At 40.4% G+C, this 24,485-nt stretch carries 17 protein-coding genes; 12 read left to right on the top strand and 5 right to left on the bottom strand.

What is annotated here, in order from left to right; genetic code table 11:
• Positions 1 to 2: 2 nt before the first annotated feature.
• The 3 genes from N477_RS06420 (at position 3) to N477_RS06405 (ending at position 9,451) form a co-directional block, all read left to right on the top strand.
• On the top strand, positions 3 to 7,271 hold the full coding sequence (locus N477_RS06420) for a non-ribosomal peptide synthetase (RefSeq protein WP_063362414.1): 7,269 nt from the start codon (positions 3 to 5) through the stop codon (positions 7,269 to 7,271).
• A 12-nt stretch (positions 7,272 to 7,283) separates the two neighbouring features.
• Positions 7,284 to 7,796 (top strand): DUF2141 domain-containing protein, encoded by a 513-nt coding sequence (locus tag N477_RS06415; RefSeq protein ID WP_063362413.1) that lies wholly within the window; start codon positions 7,284 to 7,286, stop codon positions 7,794 to 7,796.
• A 680-nt stretch (positions 7,797 to 8,476) separates the two neighbouring features.
• The gene (locus tag N477_RS06405) at positions 8,477 to 9,451 is read left to right on the top strand and encodes a hypothetical protein (RefSeq protein WP_063362411.1); all 975 of its coding nucleotides are present in this window, start codon (positions 8,477 to 8,479) and stop codon (positions 9,449 to 9,451) included.
• Between the two features lie 399 nt (positions 9,452 to 9,850).
• On the opposite strand, the gene N477_RS25945 is transcribed toward N477_RS06405, so the two are convergent.
• The 4 genes from N477_RS25945 to N477_RS06390 form a co-directional block, all read right to left on the bottom strand.
• Positions 9,851 to 10,003 carry a hypothetical protein gene (locus N477_RS25945; protein ID WP_155731826.1) on the bottom strand — a complete coding sequence of 51 codons (153 nt, stop codon included), beginning with the start codon at positions 10,001 to 10,003 and terminating at the stop codon, positions 9,851 to 9,853.
• A 587-nt stretch (positions 10,004 to 10,590) separates the two neighbouring features.
• On the bottom strand, positions 10,591 to 11,088 hold the full coding sequence (locus N477_RS06400; RefSeq protein WP_063362410.1) for a hypothetical protein: 498 nt from the start codon (positions 11,086 to 11,088) through the stop codon (positions 10,591 to 10,593).
• Between the two features lie 222 nt (positions 11,089 to 11,310).
• Complete coding sequence (locus N477_RS06395) at positions 11,311 to 11,784, bottom strand: hypothetical protein (protein ID WP_063362409.1); 474 nt, start codon at positions 11,782 to 11,784, stop codon at positions 11,311 to 11,313.
• Between the two features lie 83 nt (positions 11,785 to 11,867).
• Positions 11,868 to 12,140 (bottom strand): RebB family R body protein, encoded by a 273-nt coding sequence (locus N477_RS06390; RefSeq protein WP_063362408.1) that lies wholly within the window; start codon positions 12,138 to 12,140, stop codon positions 11,868 to 11,870.
• Between the two features lie 413 nt (positions 12,141 to 12,553).
• Between N477_RS06390 and N477_RS06385 the strand changes: the two genes are divergently transcribed.
• The 5 genes from N477_RS06385 (at position 12,554) to N477_RS06370 (ending at position 19,453) form a co-directional block, all read left to right on the top strand.
• Positions 12,554 to 13,138: an outer membrane beta-barrel protein gene (locus tag N477_RS06385; protein ID WP_063362407.1), complete on the top strand. Its 585-nt coding sequence runs from the start codon at positions 12,554 to 12,556 to the stop codon at positions 13,136 to 13,138.
• A gap of 495 nt (positions 13,139 to 13,633) precedes the next feature.
• Positions 13,634 to 14,011: a hypothetical protein gene (locus N477_RS26280; protein WP_196760591.1), complete on the top strand. Its 378-nt coding sequence runs from the start codon at positions 13,634 to 13,636 to the stop codon at positions 14,009 to 14,011.
• A 57-nt stretch (positions 14,012 to 14,068) separates the two neighbouring features.
• Complete coding sequence (gene rsgA, locus N477_RS26275) at positions 14,069 to 14,455, top strand: GTPase RsgA (RefSeq protein ID WP_231098112.1); 387 nt, start codon at positions 14,069 to 14,071, stop codon at positions 14,453 to 14,455.
• Positions 14,456 to 14,829: 374 nt separating this feature from the next.
• Positions 14,830 to 16,059 (top strand): aspartyl protease family protein, encoded by a 1,230-nt coding sequence (locus N477_RS06375; RefSeq protein ID WP_063362406.1) that lies wholly within the window; start codon positions 14,830 to 14,832, stop codon positions 16,057 to 16,059.
• A 391-nt stretch (positions 16,060 to 16,450) separates the two neighbouring features.
• A complete protein-coding gene (locus N477_RS06370; RefSeq protein WP_155731825.1) occupies positions 16,451 to 19,453 on the top strand; it encodes an FAD-binding and (Fe-S)-binding domain-containing protein in 3,003 nt (1,000 codons plus the stop codon).
• An 88-nt stretch (positions 19,454 to 19,541) separates the two neighbouring features.
• Here the strand turns inward: N477_RS06370 and N477_RS06365 are convergent, their stop codons facing one another.
• Positions 19,542 to 21,305 carry a hypothetical protein gene (locus N477_RS06365; protein ID WP_063362404.1) on the bottom strand — a complete coding sequence of 588 codons (1,764 nt, stop codon included), beginning with the start codon at positions 21,303 to 21,305 and terminating at the stop codon, positions 19,542 to 19,544.
• 211 nt (positions 21,306 to 21,516) lie between these two features.
• Between N477_RS06365 and N477_RS06360 the strand changes: the two genes are divergently transcribed.
• The 4 genes from N477_RS06360 to N477_RS06345 all read left to right on the top strand — a co-directional run bounded on the left by N477_RS06360 (position 21,517) and on the right by N477_RS06345 (position 24,462).
• Positions 21,517 to 22,659, top strand: a complete 1,143-nt coding sequence (locus N477_RS06360) for a hypothetical protein (RefSeq protein WP_063362403.1) — start codon at positions 21,517 to 21,519, stop codon at positions 22,657 to 22,659.
• A gap of 127 nt (positions 22,660 to 22,786) precedes the next feature.
• Positions 22,787 to 23,398, top strand: coding sequence for a DsbA family protein (locus N477_RS06355; protein ID WP_063362402.1), 612 nt, complete (start codon positions 22,787 to 22,789; stop codon positions 23,396 to 23,398).
• 137 nt (positions 23,399 to 23,535) lie between these two features.
• Positions 23,536 to 23,880 (top strand): hypothetical protein, encoded by a 345-nt coding sequence (locus N477_RS06350; RefSeq protein WP_063362401.1) that lies wholly within the window; start codon positions 23,536 to 23,538, stop codon positions 23,878 to 23,880.
• 234 nt (positions 23,881 to 24,114) lie between these two features.
• Entirely contained in the window at positions 24,115 to 24,462 is a 348-nt protein-coding gene (locus N477_RS06345) for a hypothetical protein (protein WP_063362400.1), read from the top strand.
• The last annotated feature ends 23 nt before the right edge of the window (positions 24,463 to 24,485 follow it).

Here is a 24,485-nt window from a genome sequence, read left to right as displayed (position 1 = left end):
CAATGTTACTTATCAAGGAAATCAGTGCACATAACCTGTCTATTTGGGCAGAGCAAGGTAAGTTAAAACTGGCTTTTGGCAATGCGTCTCCGGATCCGCAGCTAGTGAATAAAATCAAAGCCAATAAGCCAGAGTTAATTGCATTTTTAAGTGAGCAAAACATTGACTCGGCGAAAGCGTTTAAACGTTATATCCAGAGTCAAACTGCGCCTTCGCGCGGTATTGAGTCGATAAGTCCGGCAAACAGCTTGCAACAAGGGTTTATTTATCATCATTTGAATCAGCCAGACGATGATGCATATCGTGTGCAAATGATGTTGGATTATCAAGAGCCGCTGAACGTGCCTTTGTACCAAAAGGCCTGGGAGTTAACCTCTTTAAGATTCCCTGCGCTGCGCACTTTTTTTAACTGGGATGAAGCCCTGTTACAAGTTGTCTCACCCAAAGCGAGTATTGATAGCAATAGCTTCCATTATGAAGACATCAGCGCATTAGGTGACGTAGAGCGCGCTGCAAAGATAGATGCGTTGCAGCAAGCGGAGCGCGCAAAAGGGTTTGACTTGTCAAAGCCGGGCTTGATCCGTATTTCACTTATTAAGCAAGCCGATGACTTATATACCTTACTAAAAACGGAGCATCACAGCATCAGCGATGGCTGGAGTGCGCCTTTGTTACTGCGCAGCGTCCATGAGTATTATGAGCAGTTGCTCGGTGGCACAGTGCCGACGGTTGAGGTGGAAACGGCCTACTTAGCAACGCAGCAGTATTATCAGCAACACCAAGCGCAAACACAGCAGTATTGGCAAGAAAAGAAGCTGCAATTTGAAGGGGCAAATGACATCTCGGGGATGTTGAGTGCGCCCCTTGATTTGACCAAGCCGATGCAGGTCACAGAACCGGATACGCAACAATTGATGATAACGGGCGCTGAGTTTCATGCGCTCAAAGCCATGTGCCAAAATGCTGGGGTGACACTCAACGTGGCATTACAATTTTGTTGGCACAAGCTTATCCAGGTTTATGCGGGCGACGAGCAAACTACCGTGGGAACTGTTGTCTCGGGGCGTAACTTGCCAGTTGAAGGCATTGATAACAGTGTTGGTTTGTTTATCAACACCTTGCCGTTGCAAGTGTTTTGGCCAGAAGATGCGTCTTGTGCGCAAATTATGGCGGATATTCAGCTGTCGATTGCGTCACTCAACAGCGCCAGCAGTATTGCACTGGCTGAGTTACAGCCGCAAGGTGAGCGGTTATTCCATACCTTGTTTACCTTTGAAAATTACCCGATCAATCATCAAGGTGATACGCGTAAGTGGCAGCTCAAAAAGGTGGTTGAGAAAATTGATTATCCCCTGTCCCTTGTTGCGACAGAGCAAGGAGATACGCTCGATATAGCCATTAACTACAGTGCAAATTGGCTTGATGCTGACAAAGCGAGCAAGCTGGTATCGCAGCTTAAAGTGCTGCTTGAGCAGCTGGTGGAAGCGCCAGAGCAACCGCATCAGCAATTAGGGTTGTTGACATCTGCTGAGTGTGAGGCAATCACGCAGCAGTGGCACTGCCAACAAGCGCACTTTGAGTTTGAAAACGACATTGCTGGCATGATTGCCCAGCACGCACAAGCTATGCCAGACAAGGTGGCTGTTAAAGCAGGGAAAACTACTTTAAGTTATCAGCAATTAAACGAGCGAGCAGAGCATTTAGCAAATAACATTTTGCAACGCCTTGCTCAGCAAGGTAAATCGGTACAAGCCGATACCTTGATTGGGCTGTATTTGAGCCCAAGTGCTGACACTCTGGTGGCCATGTTGGCGGTATTGAAGTTAGGAGCGGGATATGTCCCCATCTCCCCAGATGCACCAGAGGATAGGGTGCAGTTTATCTTGTCTGATACAGACATGCGCTTGGTCCTGACGCAATCTCAGTATGCCCATCGACTGGATACTTGGCTGACAGGCACTGAAGTTGGTTTCATCAGCTGTGATAAGCCCATGTTGGTGTTGGATAATTCACAAGATTTTGCTGAGCGTCGCAGCCGCATGAATAACATTGCGTATGTCATATACACCTCAGGCACTACAGGCAAGCCAAAGGGCGTGATGGTAGAGCAAGCGCAAGTACTTAATTACTTTTTTGGGGTGCAAAGTACTTTATCAGATGCCTTAGAGGTATGTGATTTTTCGACCAACTATTGCTTTGATTTGACCGTGACAACCACCTTATGCCCACTCATGGCAGGTGGAACTGTGTGTGTTTATCAGGGTGACATTGCCAATGTGTCTGCATATCAGGTACATTTGACAGACAATCAAGTACGTTTTGTAAAAACCACGCCAAGCCTTGCCAACCTCTTATTGTCTGATAGTGAGATAACCTTGCGCAGCTTAATGGTCGGCGGTGAAGCACTGACGAAGCCAGTGATTGATAAGCTCTCAATGGTTACTGAGACATTGATTGATGAATATGGTCCAACAGAGGCGACAGTAGGCGCCATGAACAAGCGCGTTGACCCAAGCCAAGTGGTCAACGGCATCGGGCATGCTTATCCCAATGTGGCGTTGTATGTTTTGTCATCGGCACTTAAACCTGTGCCAGTGGGTGCAATTGGAGAGTTATATATCGGCGGGGCTGGTGTGGCTAGAGGCTACTTAAACCGTGACGATTTGACACAATCGCGCTTTATTCAAAATCCATTTGCCAGTAGCGATGATCTGTATAATCAGCGGATTTACAAAACGGGTGATTTAGTTCGTTGGCTCGACAATGGTGAAGTTGAATACCTTGGCCGTAACGACAACCAAGTTAAAATTCGCGGTTATCGAATTGAACTTGGTGAGATAGAGCACGCCATATGTGATGTTGAGGGGGTTCAAAGTGCGGCTGTTATTGCGGATAAAAGCCATGCAGATGGTGCGTTACATGCTTATTGGATTGCCAGTGCCGATAGCACTGCCTGTGAGGAAAGCATTAACGCATATTTAGCATCAACATTACCAAAATACATGGTGCCAGCCAGCTTTACACAATTAGATGTGCTCCCTTTAACAAGTAATGGTAAGTTGGATGAAAAGGCACTGTCTATTCCTAATCAAAGCGTTAAACAGAGTTACAAAGCACCAAGCAGTGACCTTGAGTCGACCTTATGTGCGCTTTGGCAACAGGTGCTCAATGTTGATACTGTAGGTGTGGATGATAACTTTTATGAGCTAGGTGGTAATTCCATTACGGCTATTCGTTTATCTGCGGCCAGCCGCAAAGCGCTCAAGCGTGATATCCCTCTCGAAATGCTGTTCACCCATAATACCGTCGCCAAACTGGCTAACGTCATTGATGCGTCACAGGCTATTGTGATCCCTCGCAGTGGCGCGGAATCTTTACCGCTGTCATTTGCACAGGAGCGATTACTCTTTATCGACAGTTATGAAAAGGGCAGTAGTGCGTATCATATTCCAGCCTTGTTTGAAGTTGGTAAGTCGCTAAACTTGGATGCTTTTCAAAAAGCACTTAATCAAGTTGTGGCACGCCATGAGGTATTAAATTCGGTATTTAACACACAAGATAACGGCATTTTAAGTCAGCACACATTACCGTCAAATATCGCTATTGCTCAGCACTCGGTGGCGGATGAAATTGCCTTAGAAGCGTTTGTTAGTGAACTGGCCTCAAAACCATTTGAGCTATCGCAAGATAGCCCAATGCGGGTGTATCACATTAGTCGTGCATCCACCCAGTATTTGCTCTTTGTGTGGCACCACATCGCATTTGATGGTTGGTCGACGTTTGTTTTTACCGAAGAGCTAACGAAAGCGTATCTAGCAGCGTTGAATGGTAAAGCAGCTCAACTGCCAGAGCTGAGCATCCGTTATGCGGACTACGCAAAATGGCAAAGAGATTATCTGCAAGGTGAGACACTGAGCAAGTTGCAAAGCTACTGGAAAGGTGCGCTGCAAGGGTTTGAAACATTGGAGCTGCCTTATGACAGGGCAAGACCAAGCCAAGTGAGCTACGCAGGTGATAACCTTGAATTAGTCCTAGATAAAACGCTGTCCAAACAGGTTGTGGACAGTGCTAAAGCACAGAAAACCAGTGTGTACACTGTGATGCTGAGCGCCTTATATGTCACTTTGAGCAGCGTATCTGGGCAGCAAGATATTGTGGTTGGTACGCCTTCGGATAACCGTCATCAAAGCCAAGTGCAGGCGCTTATCGGATTTTTTGTCAACTCGATGGCGCTGCGCAGTCAAGTTGATAAAAACAGGAGTGCAAGCGAGTTTGTTCAGCACACGCATCAGCTGGTTACCCAAGCGAAAGTGCATCAGGATTTACCATTTGAGCAAATAGTGGAGTTGTTGGCGTTAGAAAGAGACAGCTCGCGCCATCCTATTTTTCAGGTGATGTTCAGTGTGCAGAGCATGAATGCCGAGCAAATCGTGCAGGGGGATTTGCAGTTAAAGCCAGTGCTAAGCGATAAGCTCAGTGGCAAAAGTGCGAAATATGATTTGACCTTAGTCGTTGATGACAGCACAGAGCAGCTGAGTTTGCAGTTTAACTACGCGACCAGTTTATTTGAGCAAGCGACCATCGATGCATTTGCAAAGCGTTACGTTCGAATACTTAAAAGCATGCTGGCGGCACCTGCTGATGCGTTGCATCACATTAATGTACTGAGTGACGCTGAGCGCACACAAATATTAGAGCAATTTAATCAAAAGCCCGTGCATACACCAAGTTCACTCTCTATTCATCGTATTTTTGAGCGTGTAGCCAACAGGCGTGGCAGTGACATGGCTGTGGTGTGTGGCGATGAGCAACTGACATACCAGCAGCTTAATCAAAAAGCCAATAAGCTTGCTCGATTTATCCGTCAGGCCTATGAAATAGACCAAAAGTCCACGATTAAGCCGGATACTTTAATTGCGCTCTATTACCCACAAAATATCGATATGGTGGTGGCCATCTTAGCGGTGCTCAAAGCAGGCGCAGCTTATGTCCCGTTGTCGATGGATAACCCTGATGAACGCACACGCTTTATTGCACGCGATGCACATGCCTCTTTGGTACTTACCCAAGCGGACTATCATGCTGAGTTATCAGGTATTTTTAATACCGAATCGGGGCCGAGTGTCTTAGTTGCCGAACATGTCGGTGGTGAAAGCATCGAGAATTTGGACGTGGATACGGATTTAACGAGCTTAGCGTATGTCATTTATACCTCAGGAACCACGGGGCAACCTAAAGGGGTTGAGATTGAGCACCATGCGGTAAATTCTTTTGCACTGGGCAACAATTACTTGGATGCGACTAAAGTGCGCCGTATTGCCAGTATGTCGTCTTATGCATTTGATGGATTCATTTTTGATGCCATGTTCAGTTTGCTCAATGGCTTGTGTGTGCATTTAGTGGATAAATACACGCGACTCTCACCCGAGTTATTTGCTCAGTATGTTGAAACGCATAAAATCGATGCGAGCTTTATGACCACCGCATTATTTAATGCATTGGCAACCAGTGGACAGCTTAAAAATAGCCCGCTTAAGCACATTTTGTTTGGCGGCGAGCAGGTTAATTTAAATGTGGTGAATGCCTTTAAGCAAAGTACACCGCAGGTGAAGTTAAGTCATGTATATGGTCCGACAGAAACCACAGTGTTTGCCTCTGTTTGCCACCTTGATGATAGTCGAACCAATGCGCCCATTGGTCACGCCTTAACAGGCAAAACCTTGTATGTATTAGATCCGATGGGGGAGCCAGTTCCTGTGGGTACACCAGGTGAGCTTTACATTGGTGGTGAAGGGCTTGCTAGAGGGTATTTAAACCGTCCAGCTCTCACGGCAGATAAATTTGTTAAAAACCCATTTGTAGACACTTCAAAAAATAGCAATATCGAACCTCGCATGTATCGCACAGGAGACATTGTAAAGTGGCAAGCTGATGGCAATATAGAGTACGTTGGTCGAAACGATAAACAAGTGAAGATACGAGGCTTTAGGATTGAGCTGGGTGAAATTGAAAGCGCCATTTGTAGTGTTGCTGGGGTGAAGCAAGCTGCGGTAATTGCAAAGCAAAACGGGACTGAAAAGTATCTCGCAGCGTATGTTGTGAGCGACGATACCGATGCTGATAAAGCAGAGCAGATCATGGGTTATTTGCAGACTGCGCTGCCCGACTTTATGGTGCCTTCAGCGATGACATTACTTGATAAAATCCCACTCAATGTCAACGGCAAGCTGGATGTAAAGTCTTTGCCAGAACCTAATTTTATTAAAAGTGATGAATATGTAGCGCCACGCGATGCCCTTGAACTTAAGTTATGTGAGTTATGGCAATCTGCACTAAGCCACTCGCAAATTGGGATCAGCGATGACTACTTCAAGCTCGGTGGAACTTCAATTGCGGCGATTAAACTGACACAAGTGATAAATCAAACCATTAACTGCAAGCTCTCTGTGGCTGATTTGTTTAAATCTCCTACCGTACAGGGTCTTGCAAGTTTGGTACGTAATCAAGCGCGTGACGGGCAATTAGTGAAACGTTTAAATGACTTTAGCGACGGCTTACCAACTCTGGTGATGGTCCACGCTGGCAGCGGCGGATGCGAGGTTTATCAAGGGCTTGCAGCAGAGTTAAATGGATCGTTTAATTGCTTAGGCGTTGATAACTATAACCTCATTAATGACGAAAAAATTAGTCAGTTAGATGAGCTTGCTAAGGTGTATTACGATGAGGTGTGCGCTCACATTGAAGCGGATAAAGTTTGTCTTTTAGGCTGGTCACTCGGTGGCAATATCGCACTAGAAATGGCAGGTTTATTTGAAAAAAACCACAGCGCTGACATAAAAGTGCTGCTTTTAGACACTATTATCAAGTCAGGAAAGCTCAAAACGCTGACGCAAGAGTTTGAGTCTGAAAATGAGCAATTATTTGTTACCCGAATGCGAGAGCTTGGCCACGAGACAAGCAGTATTGAGGCGATGATAAAAGCGCGTAAAGCGGAAGGGCGGCTGGATTTATGTCCATTGAGCCAACCGTTGAAAACGACTCAGGTGCATTTATTTAAAGCAGGTCAATATGAGGCGCAGGTGTCGGATGCGCTGACACGTGAATGGTCACAAACGCTGGATGTTATTGCTGATAACAATGTGGAAGCATTTATCGGTGGTAAAGTAGATTGTACTTTACTTAAACAGCGAAATCATGGTGATATCTTGCAAAGTCATGCTGAAATCAAGGCTGTATTGGAACATGAGCTTGGTTTTGGCAATAAAGGTTAAAAGGTATTTTATATGAAAAAGGTATTGTTATCGTCATTGGCGCTTACGGTGTTAGCGGCTTGCTCGTCTACCTCTAATAAGAGCGTGAATAAAGTAAAAGGTGCGCCGACTGAGGTCCGTATTGTGGTGAATCAGGTGGCAAGTACTGAAGGGCAGTTGTTAGTGTATTTGCATGACAACGCGAATTCTTACTACAGCGATGATAATTACAGCGCATCGAGTATCAAGTACTTTCACCGTATGGTGGTTACGCCAAGTATTCCGGCAACAGAAGTGGTGCTAGAAGGTATTCCTGCAGGTAAATACGCCATCAGTGTCGTGCATGACAAAGACAGTGATGGCACGCTTGATCGCATGGTATTCCCATTTATTGGTATGCCAAGTGAGCCTTATGGTTTGTCAAATGACGCATACAGTGCGTTATCTAAAGGGAATTTTGAAGATGCGTTGGTTGATATTGCAAACCAGCCGCAGCCAATTCAAATAAACTTAGCGACGCATTTGACAAAAACCTTTGGTGGTTAAGTATAGGTAATTGATATTTACCTGAACATGTTGTCCCGGGCTAGTCCCGGGATTTTTGTATTTGAGCTACGTGAAATAGATCCTGAGTCGAGATCAGGGCGACGGGTTTGATTAATCAAGAATGCTTTAAGGAATTTATCTGATTAATTTAAGGTGTGGTGAACCACTCTCGGTTAATCTCACTCTCGTCATCCCGAGCTTGCCTCGGGATCTATACGTTGGTTAAGCGTGACATGGATCTTGAATCGAGTTCAGGACGACGGGTTTAGTTGATTGTGTGCGCTGTTTGGGTTACAGGAATAAAGTGGTCATGCACTTCACTTTGATTTTTTTAATATATGTGAAGTACCTAGAGCATACTTTCAGGTTGTGTGAAGCTTTTTATTTTTACAGCTGGAATAGTGATATAAAGCTTTATAAAAACGTCTATATCAATTTATCAAATGGTCGATTTGGAATAATTGGTTTTTTATTTTTTAACTGTGTGTTTTTTGTTGTTAAAAGTTGGGTTTTGGTTTTTTATATTAATTAATTTTTCTTTTATTGTTTTAAAAATAATTTTTAGTTCGATTTATGTTCACTCAGTATAACTTATCATTCAATATGATTGCTTTCATTGTTTACTTCGATCATCATGCTGCATGACAAAATCGTAAGTCATTGAAATGGAGTTAAATACAATGGAACAATCAACGTCGATAAGTGGCGACAAGCCAAAAGTTTTTCATATTCCAAACCTTATTGCAGCCTTTCCACCATTCTTACTTTTTCTGGGTGCATGCCTATTTCCTATAATATCTGTAGAGTCGTTAGATGCCTACCTATCTGATTTTATTCCAAGTTGGTATTTTGCACTTGCCTTTCTTCCCGCAGTGGTTATCTATACTTTAGGAATAAAAAAGCGATATGTTTTTTTGTCTTATTTAGTCGCGATTATAACCATGGTGTTTTTAGTGCATAAAGCATCATTAGACTTTGATAATAGCTTGCTAGGTCAGCATATTAAAAATAATGCAGAGTATAAGTTTGATAAATATAAGCAAGAAACAGGGGATAGTGTTAGTATTGATCCTATGATAGTAGAAAGTCCTGGTTACGGGCTTTATATTTTTTGTTTGGGTTTGTTACTCCTTCCTATAAGCCTTTTTTCACCTAAGTATAAAAGAAATAATGGGTTTTTATCCTTGAACGGGTTGAATAAATCTCATGAGGGTGGCGAAAGAAAAGGCTCGTTATCAATCAAAAGTTGGAATATAAAGTACGTATTTTTGACCGGTGGGATTGTTATGGTAGCTACTGTGTTATACGTAATGAGACCGCCTACACCAAGCGCAGATATACTAAGTGAGTTTTTAGTCGACTATTATAAAGATAATGGCTACAAGCTTAATATTAAAGATCTTGATATTTATGGTTGTGAACAGCTGGATAGTGGAGATATGATGTGCTTGGTTGATTTGGCTGCTGATATAGATGATAAATATGGATTTCATGTAAGCTCATCAAATGTTGAAGAGGAAGAAACACGTTTTAGTTTTACAAATGGTAAATACAGAGCAAAAAGGCCTATGACGGTTTTATCTCCTAAATTCCATAATGAATGGTATCATCACATGACGGAAAACCAGTCTAACCAAAGTCGGTACAGGCAGTAATGCTAATTTAAGCCGATAATTATGGTGGAATTTATTAATTTTAAATATCAAAATAGGTTTTTTATGGTAGTTGTTAAGGTTGAAGTCTAAAGTTTGGATTTATATTTTAATACTTGATAGATTAGGTTGTCATGATGTCTACTTAAATAAAGGGCCGGGAAATTTTTAGATTATAATTTTCATTAGAGTTAAATCCGAAGATATTAAGTTTTAAGTCTATTAGCTGCTGTAGTAGTCATTACGTTTGCTGCTGTTACATATTTTATCAATATGACTTTTTATGTAGCTTCAATAAATCCTTAGTTACTCATAGAAGTTGAATACGCAGATTTACAATTGAAGAGATTAGAACATGCTCCACTGGATGAGTGGAGCGCTTAAACTGGCTTTAGGTAAAAATTAACGCCATTTAACAGTGCAGTTACGGGTCACATCACCATTACCTGAGTGACCACCTCCAGCACCAACTATCTCTTTTGTCATTTTTAGGTTTAAAACATTGTTGTTATTGAAATTTTTAAGAACTGTTTTTTGAAGTTTCATAGCTTTCATCTTTATTCCTTTATTATTTTAAAATTGCCAATTTATAAATATTGACGAATTATTTATAGCGATAAATGAAATGAAGTTCAAGGGCGATAAATTGCCTTTGGTTAACATGCATTGTACTCAGAATTCAACATATCAGCTTTCCATTTAGAACTGCAAAGTGAAAATAAATCTTAATAATCATAATGATAATCCGTTTTCAGTTTTTCCTTTGATGTGATGGTATAGACTGTTTTAGTGTCTTATTTACTGTTTTTTCCCTGTAAATATTGACAGTTAAAAAGTCTGTTTTTTAGCTAACCGCCTACTCACTTGTGGAAAAGTCATTAGGCTTCTGAGAGTGACCGAAAGTGGCAAAAAGATATGATGTCTATTTTTTATTACTTTTTTCTGAATTGTAAGCGCGGTATTATATTTCTTTGATTAATATTCTGCTCTTTTAAAGTAGGTGAAGCTTTTAAATTTCATTAATATGCATATGCAAAGTTCTGTAATCGATTGCCAATATGAGCATGGATTCATTAAAGGAAATGCTATTTGCAAACACCCCAACTTTTAAAAGGCGTGTTTGCAGCTTAAATCAATGGCCTTTAGTATGTCGTTATGAGTACGTTATGAAATTTGGCCCCAGATCTTTGTGTTACCAATTTATAATCCAGTGGTGGTGTAAGTACTTTATTATACTCAAACATCGAAACCATCCCGTTTTCAGTGACTCTGTTCACTTTAATTGCACTGTCAGTGACATTTAAGAAGAATCGATACTTACCACCAACATACACTGGGAAAGAGTTTGTCGATGCAACAACTGCATTATCCCAAATAATGGCGGAGTGCCCATCGTCAATGGAAAAGAAAATACTTCTTCCTGCAGAATCCGTGATCTCAATCCCTTTTCCGTCACTTGCGCCTAATCTCATTGGCTCGATAGTCAAATCAACATTGCCTCGACCAATGTTTTCTGCGATGAGAAGCTTTTTAATATGGCTACTCGTTTTCATTTCTAAGTAATCGATATTTGTTTCTACACTTGCATACGTTGCGCTTTGCAAGCCTGTTGCAAGTAGGAGTGCGATTAATTTTTTCATATATAAAATTCCTTATTATGATTGAAAATAGATAAATAATGATTGGTTAATCCGAGAATTTAACTATTTAGAGAGCAAGATCCTTTTTAATTTACTGGGCTGTTATTTTAATTATGTTAGCAGTTCCGATGCTAAAAAGATTTTAAGTAAAAGTCGAGTGGAGACTCATTTTGATTAATCAGTGTTTATACCCTTAGGCTCCATGGGTGGCCTATAACGGCCTTATTTGGAAGACTTGACGTTATTATACAGCTTGCTAAATTCACTGCGGCTTTGTTCAGATTGATTATTTAAATTATTTAATGCATCCAAAAATAGTGGGTCACCGGTCTCGATGTAATTGGCCAAAGCAACCCCCGCAGCTGTTTCTAATAGCCTATTCATGTCATGTATGTTACTAAGTGCATCTTCCATAGAGAGTGCGCCTGCCTGCTTTTCGGATGACGTGACAGTGCTTTGAACATTAGTGGGGTTGTTAGACATGTTCGGTTTGGTTTGGTTATTTAAAGCGCCTAGTGCACTGATGAACTTAGGGTCGCCTGTCTCGATGTAATTGGCCAAAGCAACCCCCGCAGCAGTTTCCGATAACCTATTTACGTCGTGTATGCTCTTGAGCGCATCTTCTGTAGAGAGTGCACTTGTTTGTGTTTTTGATGATGTTACAGGCTTTTGAAGTTTTTGATTATTGTCAGACATGCGCTTTCCAGATTAAAAAATTCAGTTCAAAGTGAATTCCAATAAAAATAATTGGCACTAGCACTATTTCAGGATAAGTAGGGTTAGGTATTTGGGTCGTCTTCTTTTTCGGTTATCGTTTTACCCGTAGCTACATTACCTGTTTTTAAGAGCGCATTAATACCTTGCACTGTGGCAGCTTGATACATCACATTGGCTTGTTGTTGCCCAGTTGTAAGATTCTGCCCACTGACTGATAGTGCTTGGCTTATGGTCATCATCAAGTTTCCCATAGCCGTCGCTGGTGTCTCTCCCAGCACTTTGGTATTTACTTGCGTTACTGAATCTGTAATTGCTCCATTTACTGTATTTGGCATGACACTTCTCCTGCTAGATAGTTGGCCATATAAATATGTAGTGTGTGCTTACTATTTATAAGGTTTTAAAAAAATGAGTGCTCACTTTATTAAGAAAATAAATAGTGCATCACACTTTAATGGAGCATAGCGCTGTTTTTTAGAGTTTTAAATTACACCCCTATTACACATGGCTGTTTGGTCATGGAGAGTTAAATTGTTGCTATGTATTGAAACTGTTATGTGGAATTATTCAGGCGAGTTAACTCACTCTGAATCTTTCGATTGACCAAGTGTAGGTGCTTATATTTCAATGGGGTAGGGTGTTAGTGTTTTTACACTAAAAAATATTGTTTAAACACTTTTGTACCCTTTCTAACATTTTATATTGATAAATTAATCCCAGCTTAAAAATACTGTAAAGGGATTAAATTATGAAACACGCAATCATTTCAGCAAGCCTATTAACATTGATAGCACTTAACACTCATGCATCTGACACGCTGAGTAAGGACTTCTATACTGGGGCGGAATACAGTAATTATGAATTTGGTCATTTGGACTTGGGTGTTGCTACACTCAAAGGTGGGTACAAGTACAATGACTTTTTATCTTTTGAAGTTGCATATGGTGCAGGCGTTGGCGCATTTATGAAAGAAGAGCGCTATTATTCAAACCCTTTAGCTAACTATTCATCGACATCTGAATATAGAATAGAGCAACAAGTTAAAGTAAAAGCAATTGGTGAAGTGCCAATAATTAACAACTGGTCCGCTTATGGATATTTGCAAATGGTTGATACACGAATTCAACATAAGTTTCGCTTCAAAAAAGAAAGTGAACACTATCAATCTCGCAAGTATACCTATGATGATGGTGGGCTTGGCTATGGGTTAGGTGTTAAGTATAGCTTTCCTGAAAACTGGCAAGTGTCATTAGAGTATTCAAGTTTAGGTGAATTTAACCCCATTGATAAAAACGTAAGTGGTTTCTCCTTAGGTGTTAATTATCAATTTTGAATGAATTAACGCAGAGATCTTTTGTTTAATGTGCCTGCCTAGCAGGCATATTTGTTAAGCGACATTGATAAACTTTAGTGAGTAAAGAAAACAGGAACAGCTCTTAGTCTGAACTGATATTTTTAAACGCCATGGTCATTTATTTAGAGTGAAAATCTTGATTATCTGAACATCAATTTACATGTCATAGCCCCCATACAAAACCAGTAATGAACGCTCTTTTCTTAAATTGGTTGGTTTTTATTTTTAAAATGTCAGCAGACTTTTGTCTTTTTATTCATAGATAATAAAGTTGCTATCAAAGGGGAATTTTTGGACTGTGTGAAGATTGAGCTTTATTTCTTTTTATACTGCAACTCCCTCTCGGAATTAAAAATCGATTAATTAAACAGTTCGATATTTTAGAAAAAACCAGTTATTTAGCGAGTTATTTCAATTTAATCAACTAGAAACCATTGACTAAACACACCACTAATTCAAATTGGGACACAAGGAATGTCATTTTCAAAATTAAACCAACTAGGTTGGTCAAACCTGTACTTTCAGCAGCTCAGTTACGAAGAAATTTGTGACAAAAACACCTGTTATCTTGTTTTAAGAATCACAGAAATTCATCGTAATCGCATTGTAGCCATGGGATTAACTGGAGAGCAGTCGGTAATTTGTGGCTCTGAATATCATCCTATTAGTCAAAACCTTGCTGTGGGCGATTGGGTGCATACAGAGTTAGCCAATGAACATTATCGAATAGTTAAAATTTTTGAACCTAAAAATAGAGTACGCAGAATATCAAACGGCTTGCCACAAGTCATAGCTGCTAATTTGGATTACTTGTGGATAGTAACAAGTGCGAATGAAGAATTTAATGTTTAACGTTTAGAGCGTTATGTTTCTCTGGCATATGAATTTGATATCACGCCCGTTGTTGTTTTGACAAAGTTAGATCTTTGCGAAGATTTAGAATATTTCTTGTCACAGATGGACCATTTAGACATACCAAATATTCACCCGGTCAGTGTAAATCAACCCGAGAGTTTAAATGCTCTGCAAACTTATTTATATGAGGGAACGAGTATTGCGTTAATTGGTTCGTCAGGTATAGGTAAGTCTACTTTAATTAATAAAATGTTTCGTACTACTCAGTCAACGAATGAGGTAAGAGAAAGTGATGATCATGGTAAACATACTACGACTCATCGCCATTTGTTTTTCACAGATGAAAATGTGGCAATTATAGATACCCCAGGAATGCGAGAACTTCAGCTATACAATGCTGAACAAGGTATAGAGCGCACTTTATTTCAATCATTGATTTAATTTCACAATGTAAATATAGCGATTGTACACATATAAATGAACCCGGCTGTGCAGTTCAAGCTGCGATTTCGGACAATATAATTAGCCAGTCACACTTTGATAACTATATGAAATTACTTAAAGAAGAAGAATCACAGCAGAGGCGAGCTGTTGGCGCACACGCAGTAAAAGCGCACTACAGGGCATACTTTAAGAAAATTCACAGTGAAAATAAGGAAAAATGGTAGTAGGTTAGCGAGGTCGACACGGTAACGAACTCTCCTGTTGGTTACTTTTTTTGCGTGCTTTCGATTCATTTTAATCTCACAATTTGACGTTCTCTTCACAAGCCCTTTTGTATTGTTGTGACTTTCAACTACAAAAAGGAATGATTGATGAAGCTTCTAATTTTACTTTTGGGCACCATGGTATTAAGCGGTTGCAGTGTCGCTAATTATCTCCGACTTAAATATGAAAATGATGATCTAGAGCCAAATTGGCAAGCAGGAAAAACGCATTCTCAACTAGGTGCCGAAATTAGTGCTAAACCCTATGTTTATATGACCATCAATGGTGTCAGCGGTTTTAAAATGATGATTGATACTGGGGCATCGATTTCATTGTTGGAAGATACAAGCAAAGTCAAAGCGCTTGGTTTAAAAGAAGGATATCCACTTGAGCTAGGCGGGTGGGGCGATGGTGAAAATTCACGTGCTTATCAAACGCAAGTGAGTCAAATTAAGCTAGGCGATGTTAGCTTTGATGAAGTGAGTTTTGCATTTATGCCTTTGTCTCAAACCGATTACTTTTTACGTCCTGAGGAGGCTGTTTTTGATGGTGTGCTTGGTCATGACATTTTAAAACACTTTACGTGGTACATAAATCCTAAAAAAGGCACGGTTGCCATTTCAAAGGCATCTTATCAATCATCACAAGAAGATATAACCATCCCCATGCGTGTGTTTCTCAGCAAACTTTATTTTGACAGTGAAATTGACCTAGGCAATAACCAGATATTTGAACAAGAGGTGGCGCTTGATACCGGTAGTCGTCATTATTTTAAACTGAACAATTATTATGTGCGTGATGCGGGTTTTGAATTCAAGGGTAAAACAGTCACGGGCTCTGATTTTGGTTTAAATGGTCAAACTGTCCATCAGCGTGGCACAGTACCTCAAGTTAAAATTGGGGATTTAACTTTAACCAATGTGAAAACCAATTTTATTGAAGGGGACGATGATGGCAAGTCTGTGCTTGGTAGCTCAGCGTTATCGCATTTTAGTTATGTTGTTGACTACAGTAACTTAACGCTGCACTTAAAGCCATATCGGTCAACCAAGTTTACAGCACGATACAATTTGCTGGGTTTGGAATTAAGAAAGCTGACCAATGGTGCGTTTGTTGTGAGGTATGTGATGCCGGATATGGCAGCCTTTGGTTCAGGGATCAAGGTAGGTGATGAAGTTGTGAGCTTTAATGGCGTCAATGCGAAACAGCTGTCACAAATAGACTGGATTGCGCTTTCTTCAACCGCGGGTGAACATACATTATGTATCACAAGAAACGATGTCTGCTATCAGCTTAATGCACAGCATATTGCAGGCTACAGTAATGTACAAAAGTAATAGCAAAACTTTATCATTGTCCGATATTCTCAGTGAATACAACACTGTAGTTACTTGTCCATTAAATACAAAGTAAGTCGATTTAACCGTGTTTACTAAAGTGTACTAAAGAACATTTGGCAAACAAGTGATGCTGACTATCAGCATGTCAAAGGCAATACGCTTATCAAAACGCACAGCTTTTTTGGCCAGGCTGCCAATATTCAATTAAGCAAAGCTGAGTAATTCAACTACACTACTAAAATTAGATCTCCCAACTAATTCAAAGCGGCAAGATGACAATCTTGCCGCTTTTTTATGTGCTGCTTTTTGGACTGTGTTCGCGCATTAAGTCTAGTTACGAATATTTTAAGTTATGTTATATTGTATCGTTTTGGCGTGGGGCGCAAAAATGGGTCAGGAAAATAAAGTCAGTTTGAATCTGGACAGTATCGTTAAAAAATACTTAAACGAGTTGAAAGCGTCGGGGTTTAAAGGAGAAATAGATACCAGTTATTCAACCACTTTGGTGCACTCAACGGATAACAGTATTTACCAGCAATTTCCACAAGCAGTGATATTTGCCAAGTCAAATGAGGATATTCAAACTGCATTGTCGTTGGCAGATAAAGCGGAGTTTCGTCAGCTCAGCTTTGGTCCACGTGGCGGTGGTACAGGTACTAATGGGCAATCACTTACAGGGGGCATTGTATTGGATTTATCGCGACATATGCGACAAATCTTAGAGGTAAACACGGAAGAAAAGTGGGTTAGAGTACAAGGTGGTGTTATTAAAGATCAACTCAATGATTTTTTAAGGCCGCTGGGGTTCTTTTTTGCGCCTGATTTATCTACCAGTAACCGCGCAACGGTGGGTGGCATGATAAATACTGATGCGTCAGGGCAGGGCTCTCTGGTTTATGGTAAAACCAGCGATCACGTATTGGCTTTAAAGTGCTTTTTAGCTGATGGCTATGAGCTTGATACATGCCAAATACCGATGGAGGCAGCACAAAACTTAGCCAAGCAGGACAGCCGCCAAGGACATATCTTTCGTGACGTACTTAACAGCTGTGTTGAAAACCGCGCCAAAATCTTAGACGTTTTTCCAAAATTAAATCGCTTTTTAACTGGGTATGACCTTAAAAATGTGCTCAGTGACGATATGCAGTCCTTTGACCTAACCCGCATTATTGCAGGCAGTGAGGGCTCCCTTGCGGTTGTCGCCGAAGCAAAACTGAACATCCTGCCTATTGAGCCATACAAAACATTGGTCAATATTAACTATGACAACTTTGACTCTGCTTTGAGGCACTCGCCTTTTTTGGTGAGCGCCCGTTCGACTTCTGTTGAAACTGTGGACAGCAAAGTTTTAAATCTGGCGCGTGAAGATATGATTTGGCGCAGTGTTGCCGATTTTTTAGAAACTCCGGCTCATATTACCTCTGATGGGTTAAATATGGTGGAGTTTAATGGCACAAATGAGTCTGACATCAATACCAAGGTGAGGGCATTAACGAACCAATTAGATTCATTGATTGAAAGCAAAAAAGCAGGGGTTTTATCTTATTCAATTACCACCAATAAGGCTGATATTTTAAAAATTTATGCGATGCGCAAAAAAGCGGTGGGATTATTGGGCAATACCAAAGGCGCGCAAAAGCCAGTTGCATTTGTTGAAGACACCGCAGTGCCACCAGAAAACCTTGCTGACTTTATCACTGAATTCAGAGCGTTGCTTGATAGCTATAACTTGAGTTATGGCATGTTTGGTCATGTTGATGCTGGTGTTTTACATGTGCGACCGGCCTTGGATTTGTGTGATGATAAGCAGCAAGCCATGTTAAAACCCATATCAGATAAAGTATCTGAGTTGACTAAAAAGTATGGTGGCTTGTTTTGGGGGGAGCATGGTAAAGGGTTTCGCAGTGAGTATGGCCCTGATTTTTTTGGTCCTGAATTATTTTTAGAATTGAGAAAAATCAAAACTGCATTTGATAAACATAACAAACTCAACCCTGGGAAAATATGTACGCCGATTGATAATGAGACTGTACTTGCAGGCGTAGAGGGGCCGCTTAGAGCGCGATATGATCAGCTTATACCTATTAATATTAAAACGTCGTTTCAAGATACGCTAAATTGCAACGGCAACGGGCTGTGTTTTAACTACAACGAAAGCACGCAAATGTGCCCATCATACAAAATAACCAAAGATAGGCGAGACTCTCCCAAAGGGCGCGCTATGTTATTTAAGGAGTGGACACGCTTACAAGCAGCCCAAGGGGTGGAATTGCCATTGCAACAGTCTGCATACTTTGACGTAACTAAGTCTCAGGTGCAGATCTCAGAAGCGGGAGAGCTTGCCCAGTTAAACCACGAAGTGAAGCGTGCCATGGATGCTTGCTTAGCCTGTAAAGCATGTTCAACGGCATGCCCTGTTAAAGTAGATATACCAAATTCTCGGGCGTATTTTTTGCATTTTTATCATCAAAAGTATGGCCGTGGGCTTAAGGATTATGTCGTTGGCAATATTGAAAAGCTACTGCCTTTAATGTCGCGTGGTGCATCAATACTAAATCCTGTGATTGGATCAAAGCTTGTGAATAAGCTCAGCAAGTGGGGATTAGGCTATCAAGATTTACCATTGCTCAGTACCAAACAGCCCAAAGGAGTTGCATATAACTATGAAGCGTTAAGTCAGCTCAGTCAGTCGCAAAAAGATAAATATGTGCTGGTGGTATTAGATCCATTCACTTGGTTCTATGAAGCTGAATTAATTGCTGCAACCATTAAATTAGTAAATAAGCTTGGTAAAAAAGCCGTTCTTTTGCCTTTTCATAGCAACGGTAAAACCCAGCATGTGAAAGGCTTTTTGTCTGAGTTTAAAGCAACCGCTAGAGCCACCAGCGCGTTTTTACAGCAAGCTGCAAGCTTAAACATTCCTATGGTTGGCTTAGATTCCGCACTGGTATTTGTATACGATGATGAATATCGCAAAGTACTTAGTGACGAAGAGCGAGGGGATTTTCATGTACTCACAATTCATGAGTGGCTCAAACAACAAGACCTTGGTACTTTAACGCCAACATCGGTGGCTGAGTCACTGACTTTAATGCCTCATTGCACCGAAGAAACGAACGCACGCGCAGCATCGTCTGCGTGGAAGAGCATTTTTGATACGCTCGGCATACAAATTAACTCGCCTAGTATCGGGTGCTGCGGCATGGCAGGTACCTTTGGCCATGAGAGTAAAAATCAAGTGGCATCACAGGCACTGTATAACGCATCTTGGCATTCACATGTGCAGTCATCAATCGTAGTCGCAACAGGGTTCTCTTGCCGCAGTCAAGTTAAACGCTTTGAAGGGCGTAAGCCAAAGCATCCCGTGGAGTTTATCGCAGATATTTTGTAGTTGCTTTGAGTACTAAGAAGAAAGATTAAACCCACATACTCTCAGAGTGGGTTTAATCTCATTCATTACGCATTTTTGTTACTTGCATTTATTCTCTATTCTCAATTTTTTCCTCTTGCTCTAATTGGGTAGCCAGTGCATCAAATTGTTCTTGCATTCTAGCTATGTCAATATCAACTTTGACTTCCCAGTTATATCCCAAGTCTGATGTACTGACTATTTGGCCTTGGTCACATAGGAAAAATAATGTTGAGCCTTGCGTTAGCTCAGATAACTTAGTCTGGCAATTTGGCAGCACGTAGCCATGTGGAGTCCATTGTTCTTGGTCATTTGTGGTTGAGAGATCTGTAGTTATAATTCGGAGCTTGCTTTTGCTATACATGCTTTTTTTATAGCGACCAATAGACGCGACTTGTTTATTTGACAGAATCGAAGGAAGGTTTGCGTATATCTTTGGGTCTCCACCCACTTGCAATGTTCGGTCAACATTTTGCCAACTTTTGCCGTAGTCGATAGAGATAACTTGATCACCATGTCCAGACCATTGACTGACTTCTACTGCTATTAGCTCACCGGTTTTTAATTGTGCAAAGCGCTTATATTTTTGATGGGGTTTAGATTGCCAAGAGTTTAACGTTTGATCGTGCAAATATATGATCTTATCGTTAATAACTCTGATGTTTCCCTTTTCATCAAAAAATGCGAATAACCCCCCGTTTTCTCTCAAGTGAGTCTTATCATCTTTTTTATCGAGATAGCCAATATTTTGCCATTCAGATACCACATCATTAAAACGATAGATTGTATGCCTTTTTTCGGAGCTTGTAATTGCATAACCAAATTGCCCTGAGCTTCCTAGCCAAACAAATGCCTCCTTGGCAGAAACGGGATGGTTCTCTTGCCATTTTCCATCTGTTGACTTGCTAAATAACATGCCTCTTTCACTACCAACCAAAAGTGTATTTTTAAACATTGTACTTGATGTCAATTGCGATATTGTTGGTAAAGAGTCGGTGACTAAGTCTCCATTCTCATTGACCATGTAAAGTAGCCCAAACCGTGCAGCCAAGATGTTGTTTTTACTGTGTTGTAACGAAGTAGCTAATTCACCGTATGCGTTGTGCATAGATAGATTGCTCAATTCTTCACGTAGAGGTGCATATGGGTCATGCTGCCATGAATTTATGTGTGAAAACTGTAATTTACTTACTAAATTAGGGTGATGTTGTTTAACAAATGGCGCTAGATCGGTGTTGCTCATGATTCTAGTAACATATGCACGTTTTTTAGATTTATTCTGCCAAAAAGAGGGGTCTTCGATATTTAATAGAGGTTGGAAAACGAGAGTGCCTAAATCTGTTAGGGCAAATGCTTCTACGTTGAACACACCAGCTTGTCTATAAACTGGCATAGCCAGCCAAGACTCAAGATTGCCATCAAAATAATAGCTATATAGGAATGCTATGGCATATTCTCCTTCGGGTATTGCCCCGACAAACACTTGGCTTGAAATTGTGCCCTGAGGGTTCGCCGTTAAGCGATAGTAATCACGTTGCCATTCAACTTCATCAGGGTCAAATGAGACTTTTTTCCTTTTCGCCTCCTCACGCGCATGTGCGATTGCTGTTTGCTTACGCTGTTTCGCGTTATCCAATCTAACGACAATTACATTTTGCCAATTTTGGTGCCTAGGGGCTAGATGTGGTGTATTGTTGATAACTTCAACTGCAACAACGCCCTGACCGTTTTCTAATGTCGTTTGCTGCTGCAGTGGTGCATCCACTACTTTTAGGGTCGACTGACATGCTGAAATGAGCATTATAATAGATAAAATTAAAATCGTTTTTGACATTTTATAACTTGATCCTTGTCTTTATTATTTTTAGATATTTACTTTATCATTTGAATTGTAAATTTAAAAACCCTTACTGTATTTATACTAATGTTTTTTATGCTTTTATTCTCATCAGCTAAGCATCAGTAAAACCATATCCTGCGCACATTTACTGTTCACTTTATTTACGTTTTTCTGATTGTATTCAAGTTGTAATTGAGGCAAAAAAATGAAGAATAAGAGTCTATTTATCTACGCACTGTTTACGCTTTTATTTTCGAGCGTGGTGTTTAGTTCACAGAAGTACACGCATCAAAAATTAACAGATAACGTGTATATTATGACCCGTCACTGGGAGGGCGTTAGTATTAGCTATGGAGTAGTTGTTGGGCAAGATGGCTTGCTGTTGGTCAATTGCAATATCGCGTCAGATGCGCATCCTTTTGAAGACGCACTTCGAAAAATATCAGACTTACCCGTCAAATATGTATTAAACAATAATTATGATGGTGGCAATGCGCATCTCAATGGCTATTTTGCTCATAAAGGCGCGCAGATCATTTCTCACCAAGCGCTTAAATACAGCACTATTTTCACACAAATCCTAGTTGATGATGGTTACACCATGGAATTTGGTGGGCAAACCATTTCAATGCACCACAGTGGCGGGCACTCATTTGGGCATATGAACATACGGTTAAAGCAAGCCAATATTCTGTTTATGGCAGACAGCTATCGCAGTGACTGGTTAACGGTATTTGGACCACTGGGTGTTGATGGGCATATTGCGGGCCTTGAGTCTGCATTGACAATGATTGATGAGCAGACCGTGATTGTTCCGGGTAACGTATTACCCGATCAGTTATTTGCCAGCCGTGCAGACGTGGCGATGCAAATTAAAAGTACAGGTTTGTTTAAATCACTCGTACAAAAGCTTTCAGCTAACGGTTTATCACCGGAGGAGATCACTGAACATCAAGAAATAAAGTCATTTTTTAAAACGTATTATCCTGAGCGCTTGGACTTTGACATTATTTCTAGAGTGCGCAGTGCAGTAAACTTTCATGTCAAGACAGACTATAAAGCAACCTCAATAGAGCGGGATGAGTTGCTAGGAAAGTATGTGTCTAATAATGGCAAAATATTCGAAGTTATTGTGCAAAATGGCAGGTTGATTGCGCGCAGTGAAGGGAACTATATTTTGCCTCTTAAATGGACTGATAAAAACACTTTAATAAACCCTTCTGGTGAATTAAATGAACAGTTTGAAATTGTTCGCAATGAACTAGGGAAAATTAGAAAGCTCAAACTCCATTTTGGTAAAAGCTGGCAAAGGCGATATGTAGGGACAACCAGTTGGAGCAAGCTTTGAGTATATTTTAGCTTGATGCATGGCTGATAAACTGGATGGGATGCTTTAAATTCAGTGATTTAGTTGATACTTATATAATTGTGTGTATCTTCTGGCAGTACAATTAGAGAGATGGAGTTATGTGTCAATGCGTTTTGTATATGTGATGGACCCGATGTGTGCTTGGTGCTATGGGTTTCAGCCAGAACTAGAGGCGTTTTTAAGTGGGCATGCAAGTGCTCGGGTAGATTGGGTTATGGGCGGTCTTGCGCCAGACAATACAGAACCTATGGAGCAAATTTTAAGGGACACAATCGCTTCATATTGGCACCAAATAGAACAAAGAACCCAAGTCTCGTTTAATCACGATTATTGGCACCAGAACACGCCTTACCGTTCTACATATCAAGCTTGTCGGGCTGTGATTGTGGCGCAAACTATGAAGGAAAATGGTGCAGAAGCAATGTCAAAGGCGATTCAATCGGCCTATTATCAACAAGCATCAAATCCATCACTAGATGCGACTTTAGCAGCATGCGCGGTGTCTATTGGGCTAGACGAAGCGCAGTTTTTATCTTCACTTAATGCACAAGATACACAAGCGCAGCTGCAGCAGCATTTAGTGCTAACCCGCCAGTTACAGGTGGGCGGTTTTCCGGCATTATTTTATGTGACTGATGAAAACCATGCCTTTGCACTGACTTTAGGGTATTGCCAAGCAAGTGAGCTGTCTGAACGTTTTACGCAAATACATAATTAAAATTATAATAATATTTTAAGGTGTCGGTCTACATTGTTGTTTTTATGCCAATATTCTAATTTTCAATGGTTTTGTTTGATTTTTTATTGTTTTTAAATTAAATTTAATTTTTTAAATTTGTTTTTTTAGGTTGCTTTATGATTAAGTTTTTTCTGTTTTTAATATTGTTTTTTAGCTCTTTTTTTAGCGTCGCTGGTTGGAGTCAAAAAATGGGACTGAAAGAAGTCTATTTTGAAGGCTTGAATAATGACCAGAAAATGGTGGTTGTTTTTGATAGTAGCTTTCATGACTGTGGCTGGAATACTACGGTCAATTTGAATAAAAGTTTATTGGGTGAAAATGTTTTTAACACCTATGCAAGTGTAATATTAGGAGCTTGGCATACTAATACGGAAATAGCTATAAGTGTAAATACAAGCTCTAGAAGTAATAAGTGTGATGGAGATCGTGCTAAAGGGATTGCCATCAAGTTAGCAAAGTAATGTATAAATAATTTTAAGTAGCTTTCTTCTGTTAGGACGTTTTCCCTAGATTGAATTGTTATATTAGTTATCTTGTCATAATAAACACTAAGGCTATATAGAAATTTCTTGAAAAAATAAGTTGGAGCTTATTTTGGAACATGAGATGTAATTTTAATAAAATTTTAATTTTTCTCCCTTAAATTTTAAAGGCCACGAATTTGGTGGAAATCATTAAAAATTTAAGGACAAAAAATGAAAAGCTATATTAAGGTATTATCAGTAAGTGCGTTAATGTTTGCAGCTCAGTCTCAAGCTGCAACTGTTTTTAACTGTTCTGGTTATTTAAAAAACGTTTTTTCAATTGGCAATAACGCGTATGAAGTACGTTATTCTCGCTATTCTGATGGCGGTTTTGAGCTAGAGCCTTTGATCATTTATCCAGAGCAAACTTATTTGCTAGGCCCTGTGCTAGAAGCAATTCGTCAATCAAAAAACAACCAAGTAAAATATACACTAGTTGTAGAAAACCGCGATAGCGGCGACAGAAGATGTCACGATGGTGAGAGCAATAACGCATTATTGGCAATCACTAAATATTAATTCTGTTTTTTTAAAAGGCGCAT

The sequence above is a fragment of the Pseudoalteromonas luteoviolacea H33-S genome (assembly GCF_001625695.1).
In the GTDB taxonomy this organism is placed as follows: domain Bacteria; phylum Pseudomonadota; class Gammaproteobacteria; order Enterobacterales; family Alteromonadaceae; genus Pseudoalteromonas; species Pseudoalteromonas luteoviolacea_B.
This window is presented reverse-complemented; position numbering and strand designations above follow the sequence as displayed.

Bases quoted from the DNA above. Each gene is read 5' to 3' on its own strand.
- N477_RS06370 (WP_155731825.1), top strand. From the start codon at position 16,451: ATGGGTCAGGAAAATAAAGTCAGTTTGAATCTGGACAGTATCGTTAAA.
- N477_RS06350 (WP_063362401.1), top strand. From the start codon at position 23,536: ATGATTAAGTTTTTTCTGTTTTTAATATTGTTTTTTAGCTCTTTTTTT.
- N477_RS06375 (WP_063362406.1), top strand. From the start codon at position 14,830: ATGAAGCTTCTAATTTTACTTTTGGGCACCATGGTATTAAGCGGTTGC.
- N477_RS25945 (WP_155731826.1), bottom strand. From the start codon at position 10,003: ATGAAAGCTATGAAACTTCAAAAAACAGTTCTTAAAAATTTCAATAAC.
- N477_RS06400 (WP_063362410.1), bottom strand. From the start codon at position 11,088: ATGAAAAAATTAATCGCACTCCTACTTGCAACAGGCTTGCAAAGCGCA.
- N477_RS06345 (WP_063362400.1), top strand. From the start codon at position 24,115: ATGAAAAGCTATATTAAGGTATTATCAGTAAGTGCGTTAATGTTTGCA.
- N477_RS06385 (WP_063362407.1), top strand. From the start codon at position 12,554: ATGAAACACGCAATCATTTCAGCAAGCCTATTAACATTGATAGCACTT.
- N477_RS26280 (WP_196760591.1), top strand. From the start codon at position 13,634: ATGTCATTTTCAAAATTAAACCAACTAGGTTGGTCAAACCTGTACTTT.
- N477_RS06420 (WP_063362414.1), top strand. From the start codon at position 3: ATGTTACTTATCAAGGAAATCAGTGCACATAACCTGTCTATTTGGGCA.
- N477_RS06415 (WP_063362413.1), top strand. From the start codon at position 7,284: ATGAAAAAGGTATTGTTATCGTCATTGGCGCTTACGGTGTTAGCGGCT.
- N477_RS06355 (WP_063362402.1), top strand. From the start codon at position 22,787: ATGCGTTTTGTATATGTGATGGACCCGATGTGTGCTTGGTGCTATGGG.
- N477_RS06390 (WP_063362408.1), bottom strand. From the start codon at position 12,140: ATGCCAAATACAGTAAATGGAGCAATTACAGATTCAGTAACGCAAGTA.
- N477_RS06360 (WP_063362403.1), top strand. From the start codon at position 21,517: ATGAAGAATAAGAGTCTATTTATCTACGCACTGTTTACGCTTTTATTT.
- N477_RS06395 (WP_063362409.1), bottom strand. From the start codon at position 11,784: ATGTCTGACAATAATCAAAAACTTCAAAAGCCTGTAACATCATCAAAA.
- N477_RS06365 (WP_063362404.1), bottom strand. From the start codon at position 21,305: ATGTCAAAAACGATTTTAATTTTATCTATTATAATGCTCATTTCAGCA.
- N477_RS06405 (WP_063362411.1), top strand. From the start codon at position 8,477: ATGGAACAATCAACGTCGATAAGTGGCGACAAGCCAAAAGTTTTTCAT.